Annotated in this window: 18 protein-coding genes, 2 tRNA genes and 1 riboswitch; of the genes, 13 read left to right on the top strand and 7 right to left on the bottom strand. The window is 67.8% G+C overall.

All coding sequences use genetic code 11. The features are described 5' to 3' along the window. Positions 1-31: 31 nt before the first annotated feature. Genes IZR01_RS05720 through IZR01_RS05705 form a run of 4 tightly spaced genes read left to right on the top strand, consistent with a single transcriptional unit; the run spans position 32 to position 2324 of the window. A complete protein-coding gene (locus tag IZR01_RS05720) occupies positions 32-496 on the top strand; it encodes a hypothetical protein (protein ID WP_194923144.1) in 465 nt (154 codons plus the stop codon). Then, entirely contained in the window at positions 484-954 is a 471-nt protein-coding gene (locus IZR01_RS05715) for a MarR family winged helix-turn-helix transcriptional regulator (protein WP_194923143.1), read from the top strand. Before IZR01_RS05720 ends, IZR01_RS05715 begins: the two co-directional genes overlap by 13 nt. A gap of 6 nt (positions 955-960) precedes the next feature. Next, positions 961-1467 carry a hypothetical protein gene (locus IZR01_RS05710; RefSeq protein WP_194923142.1) on the top strand — a complete coding sequence of 169 codons (507 nt, stop codon included), beginning with the start codon at positions 961-963 and terminating at the stop codon, positions 1465-1467. A 5-nt stretch (positions 1468-1472) separates the two neighbouring features. Further along, positions 1473-2324, top strand: coding sequence for a BRO family protein (locus tag IZR01_RS05705; RefSeq protein WP_194923141.1), 852 nt, complete (start codon positions 1473-1475; stop codon positions 2322-2324). 14 nt (positions 2325-2338) lie between these two features. On the opposite strand, the gene IZR01_RS05700 is transcribed toward IZR01_RS05705, so the two are convergent. Further along, positions 2339-2581, bottom strand: a complete 243-nt coding sequence (locus IZR01_RS05700; RefSeq protein WP_194923140.1) for a hypothetical protein — start codon at positions 2579-2581, stop codon at positions 2339-2341. Positions 2582-2871: 290 nt separating this feature from the next. Between IZR01_RS05700 and IZR01_RS05695 the strand changes: the two genes are divergently transcribed. From IZR01_RS05695 to IZR01_RS05685, 3 genes are all read left to right on the top strand, one after another. Continuing rightward, positions 2872-3759 carry a hypothetical protein gene (locus tag IZR01_RS05695; protein ID WP_194923139.1) on the top strand — a complete coding sequence of 296 codons (888 nt, stop codon included), beginning with the start codon at positions 2872-2874 and terminating at the stop codon, positions 3757-3759. A 95-nt stretch (positions 3760-3854) separates the two neighbouring features. Then, positions 3855-4055: a helix-turn-helix transcriptional regulator gene (locus IZR01_RS05690; RefSeq protein ID WP_228558953.1), complete on the top strand. Its 201-nt coding sequence runs from the start codon at positions 3855-3857 to the stop codon at positions 4053-4055. 52 nt (positions 4056-4107) lie between these two features. Further along, positions 4108-5778 carry a tyrosine-type recombinase/integrase gene (locus IZR01_RS05685; RefSeq protein WP_194923138.1) on the top strand — a complete coding sequence of 557 codons (1671 nt, stop codon included), beginning with the start codon at positions 4108-4110 and terminating at the stop codon, positions 5776-5778. A 187-nt stretch (positions 5779-5965) separates the two neighbouring features. On the opposite strand, the gene IZR01_RS05680 is transcribed toward IZR01_RS05685, so the two are convergent. From IZR01_RS05680 to IZR01_RS05665, 5 genes are all read right to left on the bottom strand, one after another. Then, positions 5966-6038: transfer RNA gene (locus tag IZR01_RS05680), tRNA-Ala, on the bottom strand. Between the two features lie 138 nt (positions 6039-6176). Next, positions 6177-6302 (bottom strand): DLW-39 family protein, encoded by a 126-nt coding sequence (locus tag IZR01_RS50035; RefSeq protein ID WP_212016801.1) that lies wholly within the window; start codon positions 6300-6302, stop codon positions 6177-6179. 430 nt (positions 6303-6732) lie between these two features. Then, positions 6733-7878, bottom strand: coding sequence for a C40 family peptidase (locus tag IZR01_RS05675; protein ID WP_194923137.1), 1146 nt, complete (start codon positions 7876-7878; stop codon positions 6733-6735). A 17-nt stretch (positions 7879-7895) separates the two neighbouring features. Continuing rightward, a riboswitch (cyclic di-AMP (ydaO/yuaA leader) is annotated at positions 7896-8094 on the bottom strand. Between the two features lie 213 nt (positions 8095-8307). Then, positions 8308-9099, bottom strand: coding sequence for a PH domain-containing protein (locus tag IZR01_RS05670; RefSeq protein WP_194891349.1), 792 nt, complete (start codon positions 9097-9099; stop codon positions 8308-8310). Positions 9100-9120: 21 nt separating this feature from the next. Then, positions 9121-9285, bottom strand: coding sequence for a hypothetical protein (locus IZR01_RS05665; protein ID WP_194891350.1), 165 nt, complete (start codon positions 9283-9285; stop codon positions 9121-9123). Positions 9286-9511: 226 nt separating this feature from the next. Between IZR01_RS05665 and IZR01_RS05660 the strand changes: the two genes are divergently transcribed. Genes IZR01_RS05660 through IZR01_RS05650 form a run of 3 tightly spaced genes read left to right on the top strand, consistent with a single transcriptional unit; the run spans position 9512 to position 12440 of the window. Next, positions 9512-10630 (top strand): NAD(P) transhydrogenase subunit alpha, encoded by a 1119-nt coding sequence (locus tag IZR01_RS05660; protein WP_194923136.1) that lies wholly within the window; start codon positions 9512-9514, stop codon positions 10628-10630. Beyond that, a complete protein-coding gene (locus tag IZR01_RS05655) occupies positions 10627-11055 on the top strand; it encodes an NAD(P) transhydrogenase subunit alpha part 2 (protein WP_194923135.1) in 429 nt (142 codons plus the stop codon). Before IZR01_RS05660 ends, IZR01_RS05655 begins: the two co-directional genes overlap by 4 nt. After that, positions 11052-12440 carry an NAD(P)(+) transhydrogenase (Re/Si-specific) subunit beta gene (locus IZR01_RS05650; RefSeq protein ID WP_194923134.1) on the top strand — a complete coding sequence of 463 codons (1389 nt, stop codon included), beginning with the start codon at positions 11052-11054 and terminating at the stop codon, positions 12438-12440. Before IZR01_RS05655 ends, IZR01_RS05650 begins: the two co-directional genes overlap by 4 nt. Before the next feature lie 182 nt (positions 12441-12622). On the opposite strand, the gene upp is transcribed toward IZR01_RS05650, so the two are convergent. Next, positions 12623-13267 carry a uracil phosphoribosyltransferase gene (gene upp, locus IZR01_RS05645; protein WP_194891391.1) on the bottom strand — a complete coding sequence of 215 codons (645 nt, stop codon included), beginning with the start codon at positions 13265-13267 and terminating at the stop codon, positions 12623-12625. A 145-nt stretch (positions 13268-13412) separates the two neighbouring features. Between upp and IZR01_RS05640 the strand changes: the two genes are divergently transcribed. The 3 genes from IZR01_RS05640 to IZR01_RS05630 all read left to right on the top strand — a co-directional run bounded on the left by IZR01_RS05640 (position 13413) and on the right by IZR01_RS05630 (position 14450). Continuing rightward, positions 13413-13613 carry a hypothetical protein gene (locus IZR01_RS05640; RefSeq protein ID WP_194891354.1) on the top strand — a complete coding sequence of 67 codons (201 nt, stop codon included), beginning with the start codon at positions 13413-13415 and terminating at the stop codon, positions 13611-13613. Positions 13614-13804: 191 nt separating this feature from the next. Then, entirely contained in the window at positions 13805-14329 is a 525-nt protein-coding gene (locus IZR01_RS05635; protein ID WP_228558952.1) for a nucleoside deaminase, read from the top strand. 36 nt (positions 14330-14365) lie between these two features. Further along, a tRNA-Ser gene (locus tag IZR01_RS05630) sits at positions 14366-14450 on the top strand. Positions 14451-14485 lie beyond the last annotated feature (35 nt).

Here is a 14485-nt window from a genome sequence, read left to right as displayed (position 1 = left end):
ACCCCAGCGGCCATGCCCGATACCTGCGGGCATGGCCGCTTCCGTGTTCACCGCGCCGTGCCGCTCGATCAGCCCGGTGTGCTTCACCATCGAACTCCCGCCGGCCCTGGTGCTGCTCACCGCCAACGAGCGACCCCACTGGTCCCGCCGGGCAGCCGTCACCGGCGGCATCCGCGTCGCCGCCGCCACCTTGGCCCGCGCCGCACAGATCCCCGCGGCAAAGCAGGCATGGATCACGGTCGTGCTGCACCCGCACAACCGGCGCCGCCTGGACCCACACAACTGGGGGCCCAGCGCCAAGGCGGCGATCGACGGCCTGGTGGACGCTGGGATCCTTCCCGATGACGACTGGCGGCACCTGCTCGCCGTCACGTTCCTGCTCGGGCCAACCAGGCCGGCCCGGCAACTGGCTTTGCACATCACCCCGGTCGCCGCACACCACACCGCACCGGAACCATCCCGCACACGAAAGGCACCCTCGGCATGTCCGGCATAGGCAACACCACCACCAACATCCAGGCCCTGCGGCGCGCCATCGACGGCGCCGAGCGCCAGGCCCTGGAACCGCACGGCTTGACCGTCGCGGGCTTCGAGCTGCTCGACCTGCTCGCCCGCGACCCCGGCATCTCCGCCGCGTGGGCCGCTGCCCGCATCGGCGTGTCCGCCCAGAGCACCGGCACCGTTCTGCTCCGCCTGGCCGACGCCGGACTGATCACCCGAGAGATCAACACCAGCCGGCACGGCCGACCGACGGCGATCCGCCTGACCACCGCCGGCCACAAGACCCTGCTGGCCGCGCGTGCCGCCGTCGACAAGGTCGACGACCAGTTGGCTGCGGCGATGCATTTGCGGGAGGTCGAGGAGCTGAATCAGCTGCTCAACGTCGGCCTGGACGCCTTCCCCAACGAGCGCCTGGAGCGCATGCGCGCCGCCGCCATCACGGCAGGGAGCTGACTGAACATGGAGTTCACCGTCAACGTCGACAGCATCGATCTAGCCGACGTCATCGGCTACAACCACGACGACACCGAGCGCACCCTGGGCGACAAGATCGCCGAGGACATCGTGGTCCGGATCGCGAACGGTCCGCACTGGGAGACGATCACGACCTGGGTGGAGAAGGTGCGGGACGAGATGATCCGCACCACTCTGGCTCCGATCCTCGCTGAGGCGATGGAGAACCCGACGGTCCGCACAAATTTCCTGGGGATGCCGACCGGCGACAAGCGCACGATGCGCGAGCTGATCCTGGAGCACACCCGCGATCTCCTGAATGCCCCGATTGACGGGCGTCAGCAAAACGGCACGGTCCTGGAGCAGTTCATCCGCCGCGAGATCGTTTCCACTGTCCAAGCCGAGATCATCGCCGCCGTGGCCGAGGTTCGCGACCGGGTACTGGCCGAGATCGGCGAGAACATCCCGGACCTGGTCGGCGCCGCGGTCCACGTCGCACTGAAGGCACGGTGAGCGGTATGGCAACCAGCGACATAGCCCTGTTCAACTTCCAGGGCCAGCAGGTCCGCACCGTCGTCCGCGACGGCGAGCCGTACTGGGTCCTGATGGACGTCTGCGGCATTCTCGGGTACGCCGACGCCGGCCAGGTCACCCGCTGGCTCGACTCCGACGACTACCACACCGCCAAGTTCGAGGACGTTTTCCCAGGTCGCGCCGCAACTGCACTTGATGCAGGTAGGCGGATCACCCTCGTGTCCGAGTCCGGGCTGTACGAGCTGATCTTCCGGTCGGCCCGTCCCGAGGCGCGGGCATTCAAGCGGTGGGTCACCACGGTGGTGCTGCCCACGATCCGCAAGACCGGCGGGGTGTTCATCGACCCCGGCTCGCAGTTCGCGGCCACCCTGGCCACTGATCCCGCCGCAGCGCTGGCGATGGCAACCAACGTGATCGACATCGCCCGGCAGCTCCAGGAGAAGAACCAGGAGCTGACGGCCAAGAACACCGAGTTGACCGCCGAGCACGTGGTGATCGCCCCGAAGGCCGCCGCCTATGATGCGTTCTTCGACAGCGACGACACGTGCAGCGTGCGCGACGCCGCCCGGATGCTGCGGCGGCTGTTCGTCATCGGTGAGCACGAGCTGCGGGAGCGGATGCGCCGCCGCTGGCGGTGGGTGGAGGTGCACTCCACCGCTGCCACCGCCTACGCCGTCGGCCGCAACTACATGGTCAACACCGTGCACGTCAACGAGTTCGGGCCCTGCCCGGCCTCTGGACGCCTCACCTCCAAGGGCTTCCAACGCCTGAAGGAGAAGCTCGCCAAAGAGCTACCGCCCGAGCGGCACCAGATCCCGGCGACCCCGGGCATCTGACCGCACTCCTGTAACTAGTAGTCCTGCGCCTCGTTTGCCTCTGCGATAACGGTGCCGCCGTTGCCGGCGCCGTTGATGGGGAGGGGCTTCGGAGCTGAAGGATCCTCCGGCAGTGCGTCGGAGATGGCGTCGGAAGTGTGGTTCTGTCCGCCGGGCACCTCCTTCTTGGCCTTAGCGATGGCGTCCGTCTCGCTCATACCGCCTGCCATGAGGTTAACGACTTTAGCGACGACCGCCGTAAGCGTGCTGCTGGTCATGTCGGCATCCCTTCGGGAGTGGCTACTTTCAGTGCGAGTTGATCACACTCTGTGTGAATCTGCACATCGGCGGCAAGCTCGGGTCGGGTCCCGGCCACGCACGCTCACCGGAGGCTGGCCCAGAGCTTGTAGTGGAATGCAGACCTGGCTCTAGGTTAGGGAACTGGCACTTTGTGGTGGTCCATTCATGTGACAGACCACCTCGGCAGCAGATGCTACTAGCACCACCTCCACCGGCCTGTCCCGCCGGTGGCGAGGCAGGCCCTTCACTTCTCCGAAGGAACACTGCCTTGAGCACCACTACGACCAGTGTCAACGTCGACGCGCGCATATCGGCCACCCGCACCCCGCTGGCCACGATCAAGCGGCAGGTCAAGGCCGACTGGGTCGAGATCACCCCGACCATGGCCACCGCGCTGCTGGACGCCAACTCCCACAACCGGCGCCTTCGCGAGGCCGTTGCCGACGGTTACGCCCGCGACATGACCGCCGACCGCTGGGACGTCAACGGCGAAACCATCAAGATCTGCGTCGACGGCCGCCTCATCGACGGGCAGCACCGGCTGGAGGCCATCGAGATCACCGGCATCGCCGCCGTCTGCCTGCTCGTCACCGGCCTGCCCATCGAAGCCCAGAAGACCACCGACATCGGCGCCCGCCGCTCCTACGCCGACACCCTGCGCTGGCAGGACGTCAAGAACGGCGACGCGGTGTCGGCGATCGTGCGCCGCGTGACGCTGTGGAACGCCGGCTACCGCACCAAGACAGGCAGCTACAAAGTCACCGACCCGGAGATGGACGCGACGTTCGCCGCGGTGCCCGGGATCGTCGAAGCCGCCGACTTCGGCGTGACCCACGCCAAGGGCGCCGGAATTCCCCCGGCCCAGCTCGGCTTCGCCTACTGGCTGCTCGCCGGCATCGACGCCGAGCCCGCCAACTGGTTCATGCAGCGCATCGCCGACGGCGTTGGGCTCCAACTCGGCCACCCGGTTCTGGTGTTCCGGGAGCGGGTGCGCCGCGAACGCGACGCTCTGCGCGGCCGCGGCACGGTCAGCGCTGACCTCATCCTCGCCCTGCTGATCAAGGCCTGGAACGCCTACCGCGCCGGAGGCAGCATCAGCAAGCTGCAACTGCCCACCGGCGGCCTGTCCACTGAGACGTTCCCTCTGCCGCGGTGAGCCCCGCACTCGCTTTCTGATCGAACCGATCCAAGTCCAGCCCGGCCTCCCGCCGGGCTGGCCGGGGCCGGGCCCTCACCGAAAGGGCCCCCACCGTGGGCAACGCATACGGCCTCATATCCCTTGACGAGCTGCTGGACATCCTCGGCGAGCCCGGCAAGCCGCTTCCGCGCTCGACCTTCTTCCGATGGAAGGCCCGGGGCAAAGCCCCCAAGGCGATCAAGTACCCCAACGGCACTCTGCGCTTCCGCACCACCGACCTCGACCGGTGGCTGAAGTCCCACGAAGAGAAGTAGCCGCCGACCGCATCCCACTCCCCCGCCGAGACCGATCGACGGAAGACAGGCATTGAACGACGAAGAGTTCACATACAAGGTCCGGATCTGGCCGAAGATCCGGGAGCACATCAGCCAGGCCAAGGAGGAACTGGTCAAGCCGATCGAGAAGCGCAAGTGCACGTACTCGATCCGCTGGGTCGTCGAAGGCCGCGAGAAGGAATGCACTGCCAGCTTCCCCACGTACCCCCAGGCCGAGAATCGACAGAGGGAGCTCCAGCTTGCGGTCAGCCGCGGCGAGGCGTTCCACATCCGTTCCGGACTGCCGATGGCGGAGTATCGGCGCAAGCAGGAGTACGAGGAGGCCGACAGGGCAAGGCAGGAGGCGGAAAGCAATGCCGCCACCTGCTACGAGCGCTTCGTGGAGTTCACCGACGCCAAGTGGCCGTTACTTGAACCCACCTCCCGGGCCGCGATGGCAGCAGCGCTCAGCATCGTCACGGCCGCGCTCGTCACCAATCGGGACGGCGCGCCGGATCGCCGGGACCTCAACTACGTCCTGGTGAAGTACGTCTACAACAAGAACAACCGCGAGACCGTCCCCCCGGCGCCGCGATATGTCGCCGCTCTGAAGTGGATCCGCGAACACTCACGACCCGCCGGCGACCTCGCCGACGAGGCAACGTTCCGGACCGCCATGGAAGCAATCCTGCTCCAGCCCACCACCGGCCTGAAAGCAGCGCGTTCGACGGTGAGCCGCTACCGCGCCAGCTTCAATCAGGCGTTGGAGTTCTTGGTCGAGTGCAAGGTGCTGGACGCCAACCCGCTGGACGATCCGAAGTGGGACCGCTTCGGCAAACAATCCAAGCGCTCCAACGTCGTCGACAAGCGTGTGGTCGCCAACCCCGCCCAAGTCGAAGCGCTGATCACCAACGCCGCGGAGTACGGCCCCACTGGCGAACGACTCCAGGCGTTCTTCGCTCTCCTGTACTACGCCTTGATGCGGCCAAGCGAGGCGATGGACCTGACTGAGGACTGCTTCACTCTCCCGCCCGAGCCCCCGAAGGGTCAGCCGGAGACGGAATGGGGCCGCGTCAGGTTCAGCGTCGCCGACCCGCAGCCAGCCAAGCAGTGGACCGACGAAGCCAAAGGCCGTGAGAGCAAGGCGCTGAAGCAGCGCGAGAAGGGCGAGGATCGCGACGTCCCCATTCACCCCAACGGCGTGGCATGGGTCCGTCGGCACCTCAAGCAGTACAACGTTCCCCCCGGTGGCCACCTGTTCACCGGCATCAGGGGCGGTGGACGGACGATCAGCAAGACCGCCTACGCGAAGGTCTGGCGCTTCACCCGGCACAAGACCCTGTCCGTCCGACAGTTCAAGTCGAAGCTGGGCAAGCGGCCCTACGACCTGCGCCACGGCGGCGTCTCACTGCTACTGAACGCCGGAGTCCCGCCGACGCTCATCGCCGAGTGGGCCGGGCACGGCCTGGACGTACTGCTCCGGATCTACGCCAAGTGCATCGAGGGGCAGGAGGAACTCGCTCGGAAGCTGATCGAACAGTCCATCGACTTCTTCGTCAGCCAGGCGCTCACCGCCTCTGAAGCGGACGCGCCGGACGACGGCGGCTCCGGCTCGGAGGACGCCGACGAGGACGCCTTCGAAGAGGACGAGGATGAGCCTGACGAGGAGGATGATCTTGACGTGAGCGACTTCGGGGACGGGGACGAACCCGGTCGACGCTGACGCGGATCAGGCCACTGACCAGCGACGACAGATCGGAAAAGGCCCGAAGCCCTTTTCCGCGTATTTTCCGTGACGGGTCAGATCCAGCAAGATCCGATGAGAGTCAGTCAGACCGCTCGGGCGGGGTCCCAAGCCGCTCGCCCGAGCCCTACATCATCCACAAAAGCCCAGGTCACTGGGCTGACAGTGGAGCCACGGGGAATCGAACCCCGAACCCCAGCCTTGCAAAGGCTGTGCTCTGCCAATTGAGCTATGGCCCCTGGTCAAACGAAAGTACTGGCTTGCAAAGCAGGTGCGCTACCAATTGCGCCATGGCCCCGTAGAGCGGTCCGCCTCCCGAACCCGGGAGACGGACCGTGCCCCGGCTCTAGCTGCCGAGGAAGCCGGATGAGCGGTTCTCAGGCCGAAGGGACCGGGTCGGTCGCCTCGGTCCAGAGGTCCTGCTCCGACTTGTCGGACTGGACCTGCCGGTAGACCAGCAGACCGCCGATGGCAGCCACTGCGAGCAGAAGCAGCTTCTTCACGTGGCCACCTCCCTTCTGGTAGACGTCTGTGCCCCCGAGCTTAACAGCCGCGGGGCCTATAGGAGCTGTGAGCAGCACTACGCAAAAGTGCGGAGCCGCTCCACTCGTCCCGGGTACGGATCTCTACGCGCCCTGTCCAGACGCTGGCGGCACCGGTCGCGCGGATGGCGCGTGGCGGTGGCGTCCGGCCCGGGTTACGGGGAGAAAACCCCAGGCCAGACGCCACGCCCACACAGCAGAGTCCAGGACCCGCCCGGCGGACCCCGGCAGCGGTCGCGCGGGGAGGGGGTACGCGACCACGGCCGGGGTCCGCCGGGCATCGTCCCGGACCCACACCGTCCGGGAGCGCGCCGAGAACACGCCGACAACCTGAAACGAGCCATGGGGGTTATGCGAGCTATGCGAGCCGAACCCCTACGGCCGCTACGACCTACGGCCGAGCGTAAGAAACCAGCGGCATACTGCTCACCGCAACGATCTCCACCGAAGAACCCGGGTGCGGAGCGTGGATGACCATCCCGTTCCCGATGTACAACCCGACGTGATCCACATAACTCGAGTCGCCGTAGAAGAACACCAGGTCACCCGGCTGCGCCGAAGACGCCGGAATCGCCGACAGCCCCTGCATCTGCGCCGTGGCGGTCCGCGGGATCGCCACCCCGGCCGCCTTCCACGCCGCCTGCGTCAGCCCGGAGCAGTCGTACCCGCCCGGACCGGTGGCGCCGAAGATGTACGGCTTCCCGATCTGCGCCTGGGCGAAGGCCACCGCCGCGGCGGCACGGCCGGACACCGCGGGGATCGGCACCTTCGAGCCGCCCGACCCCGTCGAGCCCGACGAGCCCGAGGACCCGGACGAACCGGAGGAGCCCGAGGAAGACCCGGACGACCCCGACGTCGAGTGCTGCGAAGCCGCCTGAGCCGCCGCCAGCGCCGCGGCCTGCTGCTTCTGCTGCGCGGCCAGCAGAGCGGCCCGCTGCTGCGCCTGCAGCGAGTTCAGCAGCGCCTGGGTCTTGGCGACGTCGCCGTCGAACTCCTTCTTGGTGGACTCGGCGGCCTTGACCTGCTGGTCCAGCAGCGCCATCTTGGCCGCCGCCTCCCTGGCCTTGGTCGCCAGGTCCGCCTTCTGCTGGTCCAGCAGCGCCAGCGTGTCGGCGTTGTTCGCGGTGACCCGCCCCACGGTGGCCGACATGGTCAGCATGGTGGAGGGGTTGGCCTGCAACATCAGCTGCAGGGTGGGGTCGATGCCGCCGTTGCGGTACTGCTCGGCGGCCAGGCCGCCCAGGCGGGTCTTGGTCTGGTTCATGTTCGCCTGCTCGGCGCTGATCTGGCCGTTGATCCCGTCGACCTGCTGCTGCAGCTTGGCCTGGGCGTCCTGCGCCGCGTTGTAGGCCTCGTCGGCGTGCGCCTCCTGCTGGTACAGCTTGTTCAGCTGGGCGCTGACCTGGTCGATCGTGGGCTGCGGCTCGGCGTTGGCGACGCTGGGCACCAGGACCATGGTCCCGGCCGCGGCGGCGCCCAGGGCGAGCTTCGTGGACTTTCGGGCACGCGGACGACGATGTCGGGCATTGACAGTCATGCGAGCTTCTGAGCTCCGTCTCCTCCTAGTCCGCCTACCGGGTTAGCTGACGGATTCGGGCCGAGAAGTAGCCCTACGGTCGCACGCACACACATGACGGCGTGTGCACGCCGACCGATTCACCCCTATGGCGCCACCCCCGCTCTTCGCGTGGGCCACGCCGACGAACCTGGTTCCCCGGCTCCGCGTGGTGTGCGGACTCGGCGGTGCCCCGACGCCCGGAACCTGGCGGTCCGTTGGGAGCGGCGAAGCCCTGAGGACGTTAGTCACCCACCGTCTGCCTAACAAGTGACAAGTCCATGATTCGTTCAGCGAACGCTTAGATTCAGGCCACGCTTCGGGCAGGGGTGTGGACGCGCTGTGAACGTCACGGTTGGCCCAGGCCCGCCGCTTTCGGGCGCGACCTGGGCTAGAGCGACTGATGTCCGGTTAGCGGAAAAAGCGAATCCTGCGACGTTTGTTGCCCGTGGTTGTGACGTCGGTCTCAAACGCCCGCTCGCCCTTGTCGTCACGGAACACCCGCACCGGGAGCATGGCGGCGTTCACAGGGTGTGCCTTGTCGTCATCGGCCGGACTCTTCACGGACACCGGAGGCAGCACTATCTCGACCGGTTCGCCGTTCATGTCCGGCAGGACAGCGCCGACGACGCGGACCTCCTGCGGCTCCTTCGGACCGGACTTGGCACCCGGGCCGTACAACAGGTTGCTTATCTCCAGCCACGTCTCCTCGACGTGGGAGATGAAGTCCAGCCCGCGCCGGCCCAACGGGGCGTCGCCGACCGCCTTGGCGTTGAACCGGCCGTAGCCCAGGATCCGGCCCAACAGATCCCGCTCCACCCGCATGTCGTTGACCTTGCCCAGCGGCAGGGCGTCGTAGGACCGGGTGATCACGCCGTGGGTGTGCAGGATCCGCTTGTTCGTGACGATCAGCAGGTCCCCGTTCCACACCGCGAGATTCCAGGCCATATAGAGGAAGGCGATCCCGGCCACCGCCCAGGCGCCGAGCCGGAACTTGCCGGCGCCGGGGGTGGAGAAGATGTCGATGCCCATGGCGGCCAGCGCCAGCACCACCGCGATCAGCACCGGAATGATGATCGCGGCCAGATGATGGCGCACCGCTATGACCAGTCGCTCACCCGGGACCAGGAACCGCTTGGCGCGGCCCTCGAGTTCCGGTTTGAGCAGCATCCGCCCATACAGCGGCGGCGATGAGTCGGACACGTCGGGTTACCGTCTCGCCGATCAGCTCGAAACCAGGTTGTGGAACGTATCACCGAGGGTGTGGCCGACACCGGCCACCCAGTTCAACGCTCCCTGGGCGATGTTGCCCGCCCCTGACGGGTTCTGGACCACGAAGTAGATCAGGAAGAGCACGATGCCCCACTGCACGGCCGGCTTGAGTTTCACGTCAGATCCCCTTACATCTGGACGGTCGAGGTGCCGCGCGACCGGAAGTCAGCATCATGCGAGGCGTTCCCGGTTCACTCTTACCTAACAGCTTCCCCACTGTGTCAAAGCCTAGCCCGGACCGACGGTTTTGGCCGTGTCCGGGACCAAGGCTGACCATAACGACTCAGTGGACTTCTGTGTCAGGGGGCACACATACGCTGCATTCCCCGGCTAGGTTGATCGCATGCAGATCGGTGTCTTGACCGAAACCGCCCCTTTTGAGCGCCGGGTGGCGCTCACCCCCGAGTCCGCGGGACGCCTGATCGCGGCCGGTCACAGCGTGTACGTCCAGTCCGGTGCGGGTCTGGCCTCCGACGAGGACGACGACGCCTACCGCGCCGCGGGCGCCGTGATCGCGAAAAGCCCGGAAGAAATTTTGGGAAACATCGATCTCTTAGCCGCCGTCGGTCAACTCGATCAGCAGACTGCCGCCAAACTCAGGCCCGGCACGGCGGTGGTCGGCCTGTCCTCTCCCAAGGACGGCCGCGGCCCGGCCGGCGTCCTGGTGGACCGGCACGCCTCCTTCTTCGCCCTGGAACTGCTCCCCCGCATCACCCGCGCGCAGTCCATGGACGCCCTGTCCTCCCAGGCCATGGTGGCCGGCTACCGGGCCGGCCTGATCGCCGCCGAACGGCTGCCCCGTTTCTTCCCCCTGCTGATGACGGCGGCCGGGACCGTGCCGCCGGCGAAGGTCCTGGTCCTGGGCGCCGGGGTGGCCGGTCTGCAAGCCATCGCCACGGCCAAGCGGCTGGGCGCGGTGGTGGAGGCGTACGACGTGCGCGCCGCCGCGGCCGAGGAGATCCGCTCGCTGGGCGCCAAGGCGATCAGCTTGGACATCGAAAGTCAGACCTCTGCCAGCGGCGGTTACGCCAGCGAGCAGGCCACCGACGCCGCCGACCGGCAACGCAAGGCCCTGGCACCGTACGTGGCCGCCGCCGACGCGGTGATCACCACCGCCGCGGTCCCCGGCCGGCCGGCCCCGCTGCTGGTGACCGCGCAGATGGTGGAGAAGATGCGGACCGGATCGGTGATCGTCGACCTGGCCGCGGACAACCCCAACGGCGGCAACTGCGAGGTGTCGCGGCCCGGTGAGGACATCCGGCACCACGGCGTGCTGGTCCACGGCGGCCGCAACATGCCCAGCCAGCTCGCCGCGCACGCCTCCCGGCTGTACGGCACGAACATGTCGGCCTTCGTCCTGGCCATCTGCCAGGACGGAGTGCTTGTATCAACTCCCGAGGGCATCGCCGCCGACGAGATCGCCGCCGCGTGCTGCGTGCTGCTGAAGGGTGAGTTCAGATGAGTTCCACAGCGTGGTTGACGGTCTTCGTGCTGGCCGTCTTCCTCGGCTTCGAGGTCATCTCCAAGGTCTCCTCGATCCTGCACACCCCGTTGATGTCCGGCGCCAACGCGGTGCACGGCGTGATCCTGGTCGGCGCGATCATCGCCACCGGCTCCACGACCTCCAACGTGCAGTTGGTGATCGGGCTGCTGGCGATCGTGCTGGCCACGGTCAACATGGTCGGCGGGTTCGCGGTGACCGACCGGATGCTGGGGATGTTCGCGAAACCTAGGCGGGCTCCCGGCGATCCGGGGTCCGGTGGCGGTTCCAGGGCTGGGTCCGGCGGCGGTTCTGGGTCCGGTGCCGGGGCGGCGGCTGCCGCGGCGCCCTCGGCCTCCTCGGCGTCGTCGGGTCCCGGCGCTTCCTCCGGGAAGGGCGCCAAGTGAGCAGCGCGTGGCGGGACACCGCGTACCTGATCGCAGGGATCTGCTTCATCCTCACCCTCAAGGGTCTGTCGGCACCGCGCACCGCGCGTATGGGAACCGTGATCGGGGCCTGCGGTGCCACGCTGGCGGTGATCGTCGCCCTGACCACGCCGCATCTGAAGCACCTGGGGCTGATCATCGGGGCGATCGTGGTCGGCGCCGCGATCGGCCTGCCGACCGCCCGGCAGGTGCGGATGACCGCGATGCCGCAGTTGGTCGCGCTGTTCAACGGCGTCGGCGGCGGAGCCGCGGCGCTGGTGGCCGCCGTGGAATTCCTGCGGCCCGGCAAGGACATCTCGCACGCGGCCACCGCGAACCTGGCGGCGACCGCGTTCACCATCCTGGTCGGCGCGGTGTCCTTCTCCGGATCGCTGATCACCTTCGCCAAGCTGCAAGAGCTGATGACGACCCGTCCCGTGGTGCTGCCGGCGGGACGCTGGCTGACGATAGGGGTCGCGGCGGCCAGCGTACTGCTCGGGGTGTTCCTCGTGCCGTGGCCGAGCACCGTGCTGATGGTGCTGTTGGCACTCGTGGCGCTGGCCTTCGGCGTGCTGTTCGTACTGCCGGTCGGCGGCGCGGACGTGCCGATCGTGATCTCGCTGCTGAACGCGTTCACCGGCCTCACCGTCGCCGCCAGCGGCTACGTGCTCGACAACACCCTTCTGGTGATCGCCGGCACGCTGGTCGGCGCGTCCGGGACCCTGCTGACCCGGATGATGGCCGCCGCCATGGGACGTCCGCTGACCGGGACACTGTTCGGAGCCTTCACGGCCACGGCCGGCGGTCCTGCGGCGAGCGGCGACGGCGCCCCGCGGCCGGTGCGGACTTCCTCGCCGGAGGACGTCGCCATCCTGCTCGGGTACGCACGCAAGGTGGTCATCGTCCCCGGCTACGGGCTCGCGGTCGCGCAGGCCCAGCACACGGTGCGTGAGGTCGCGGACCTGCTGACGTCGCGCGGGGTGCAGGTGTCGTACGGGATCCACCCGGTCGCGGGTCGAATGCCGGGGCATATGAACGTGTTGCTGGCTGAGGCGAACGTGCCTTACGAGTCGTTGCTGGAGCTGGACGCCGCGAACTCCGAGTTGGCTTCGGCGGACGTGGCTGTGGTGATCGGGGCGAACGACGTGGTGAACCCGGCGGCGCGGCAGCCTACGGGTTCTCCGATCTCCGGTATGCCGATCCTGGATGTGGATCAGGCGCAGCAGGTGGTGTTCTGCAAGCGGTCGTTGCGGCCCGGGTTCGCCGGGGTTGAGAACGAGTTGCTGTACGCGCAGAACACGTCGCTGTTGTTCGGGGATGCGAAGGAGAGCATGGCGAAGGTGTTGGCGGCGCTTAAGACGCAGTAGGGGCGTGTGTGGGGATAGGAAGTAGCGGAGACGCCTGTGGGGCCGGTTCTACCGGCCCCACAGGCGTTTTTCGGCTTGCTGGTACCCCAAACCTCAGTTGGTATCTCTAGACCTTCTCAGAGCTTCTCTAGACCCTCTCTAGAGCTTCTCTAGGCCTTCTCTCGACCCTCTCTCGACCCTCTCTAGGCCGAGACGGTGCCGTAGAGACGGTCTCCAGCGTCGCCGAGGCCCGGGACGATGTAGCCGTTCTCGTTGAGGCGTTCGTCGATGGCCGCCGTGACGATCGCCACGGGAATGTCGAGGCCGGACAACGCTTCCTGCACGGCGGCGACGCCTTCGGGCGCGGCGAGCAGACAGACGGCCGTCACCGAGGCCGCCCCGCGCTCGGCGAGCAGGCGGATCGCGGCGATCAACGTGCCGCCGGTGGCCAGCATCGGGTCCAGGAGGTAACACTGGCGGCCGGCGAGGTGCTCCGGCAGGCGCGTGGCGTAGGTGGAGGCCTGCAACGTGTCCTCGTTGCGGACCATGCCCAGGAAGCCGACCTCGGCGGTCGGGAGCAGGCGGACCATGCCGTCGAGCATGCCGAGGCCCGCCCGCAGCACGGGGACCACGAGGTGCCGCGGGCCGCTGAAGGTGACCCCGCGCGCCTCGGCGACCGGCGTGACCACCGTGGTCGGCTCCACCTGCGCGTTGCGGGTGGCCTCGTAGGCCAGGAGCGTCACCAACTCGTCGGCGAGCGAGCGGAAGGTGGGGGTGGCGGTGCGCGCGTCCCGCAGCAGCGTCAGCTTGTGAGCTACGAGCGGGTGGTCGACGACATGAATGGACACGGTGGGCATGGGCAAACGGTATCCGACGAGCCGGGGCACTGCACCGGTAAGCACTGGACAAGCACATACGGTGACAAGGTAACCTCTCAAAAAGGTCAAACCGCCGGCTTCCGGAAGGAGACCGGCGCAACGGGAAGGCGGTGACATGCAGATGCCCGCAGACCAGCCGCAACCACGACCGCAGCCCGCACCAGCGCCGCGCGAGGCCCGCGACCGCAAGCGCCGTCGCGAAGACTTCCTCGCCGACCTGGCCGAGGCCCAGCGCCTGCGCGAGCGCGTCGCCCCGCGCCGGGCGCGGATGGCGCGGCTCAGGCAGCAGCAACTGCTGCGGACGTTCTTCTACTAGAGGTTCGGGCTTCGGCGGTTCGAAGCGCAGCCCTCGGGCCCGCGGTCTCGGGGCTCGACCGGGAGCGGCTCAGCTCCTTCCACCTCCCCACCAACCGGCGCTTTTTGTGAGGCTCATCGCGTGTGGCATCAGTCACACCCCACACACCGGCCGATGACGTCCAAGCCCCGCCGACCGACCACACTGGACCCATGACCACGCCCACCCAGCGCCGCTACGAACCCTGGATGCGCCTGGCCCTGGCCGAAGCAGCCGCCGCCGAGGCCACCGGCGACGTCCCCATCGGAGCCGTCATCCTCGACCCCACCGGCACCGTCATCGCCACCGGCCGCAACACCCGCGAAGCCGAAGGCGACCCCACCGGCCACGCCGAGATAGTGGCGATCCGAGCAGCAGCCCAAGCCCTCCAGCACCAAAGAGCACAAGGGGCACCACAAACCGACCCCGAACCACACACCAAAGACTGGCGCCTCACCGACTGCACCCTGGTCGTCACCCTCGAACCCTGCACCATGTGCGCCGGCGCCATCGTCCTATCCCGCCTCACCCGCGTCATCTTCGGCGCCTGGGACCCCAAAGCAGGAGCCGCAGGCTCCCTCCACGACGTCCTCCGAGACCCCCGCCTCAACCACAGCCCCGAAGTCGTCCCCGGCGTCCTCGAACCCGAGTGCAAAGCCGCCCTCGACCACTTCTTCGACCACCGCCGCCAAAAGTGACCGAGCCACGCCCCCAGATCCGGTAAGGTATCCCACGGTGACGTGTCCGAGCGGCCTAAGGAGCACGCCTCGAAAGCGTGTGAGGTGCAAGCCTCCGTGGGTTCAAATCCCACCGTCACCGCTTTAAAAACAGCCCCTGAGCTGCGGAAACGCAGG

It is taken from the genome of Catenulispora pinisilvae (assembly GCF_015356865.1).
Classification (GTDB): Bacteria; Actinomycetota; Actinomycetes; order Streptomycetales; family Catenulisporaceae; genus Catenulispora; species Catenulispora pinisilvae.
The sequence above is the reverse complement of the archived record's forward strand: the minus strand, read 5'-3'. Positions and strand labels throughout refer to the sequence as shown.

Coding starts and splice junctions, on each gene's coding strand:
- IZR01_RS05720 (WP_194923144.1), top strand. CDS start 32: ATGGCCGCTTCCGTGTTCACCGCGCCGTGCCGCTCGATCAGCCCGGTG.
- IZR01_RS05715 (WP_194923143.1), top strand. CDS start 484: ATGTCCGGCATAGGCAACACCACCACCAACATCCAGGCCCTGCGGCGC.
- IZR01_RS05710 (WP_194923142.1), top strand. CDS start 961: ATGGAGTTCACCGTCAACGTCGACAGCATCGATCTAGCCGACGTCATC.
- IZR01_RS05705 (WP_194923141.1), top strand. CDS start 1,473: ATGGCAACCAGCGACATAGCCCTGTTCAACTTCCAGGGCCAGCAGGTC.
- IZR01_RS05700 (WP_194923140.1), bottom strand. CDS start 2,581: ATGACCAGCAGCACGCTTACGGCGGTCGTCGCTAAAGTCGTTAACCTC.
- IZR01_RS05675 (WP_194923137.1), bottom strand. CDS start 7,878: ATGACTGTCAATGCCCGACATCGTCGTCCGCGTGCCCGAAAGTCCACG.
- IZR01_RS05660 (WP_194923136.1), top strand. CDS start 9,512: ATGCAGATCGGTGTCTTGACCGAAACCGCCCCTTTTGAGCGCCGGGTG.
- IZR01_RS05655 (WP_194923135.1), top strand. CDS start 10,627: ATGAGTTCCACAGCGTGGTTGACGGTCTTCGTGCTGGCCGTCTTCCTC.
- IZR01_RS05640 (WP_194891354.1), top strand. CDS start 13,413: ATGCAGATGCCCGCAGACCAGCCGCAACCACGACCGCAGCCCGCACCA.
- IZR01_RS05635 (WP_228558952.1), top strand. CDS start 13,805: ATGACCACGCCCACCCAGCGCCGCTACGAACCCTGGATGCGCCTGGCC.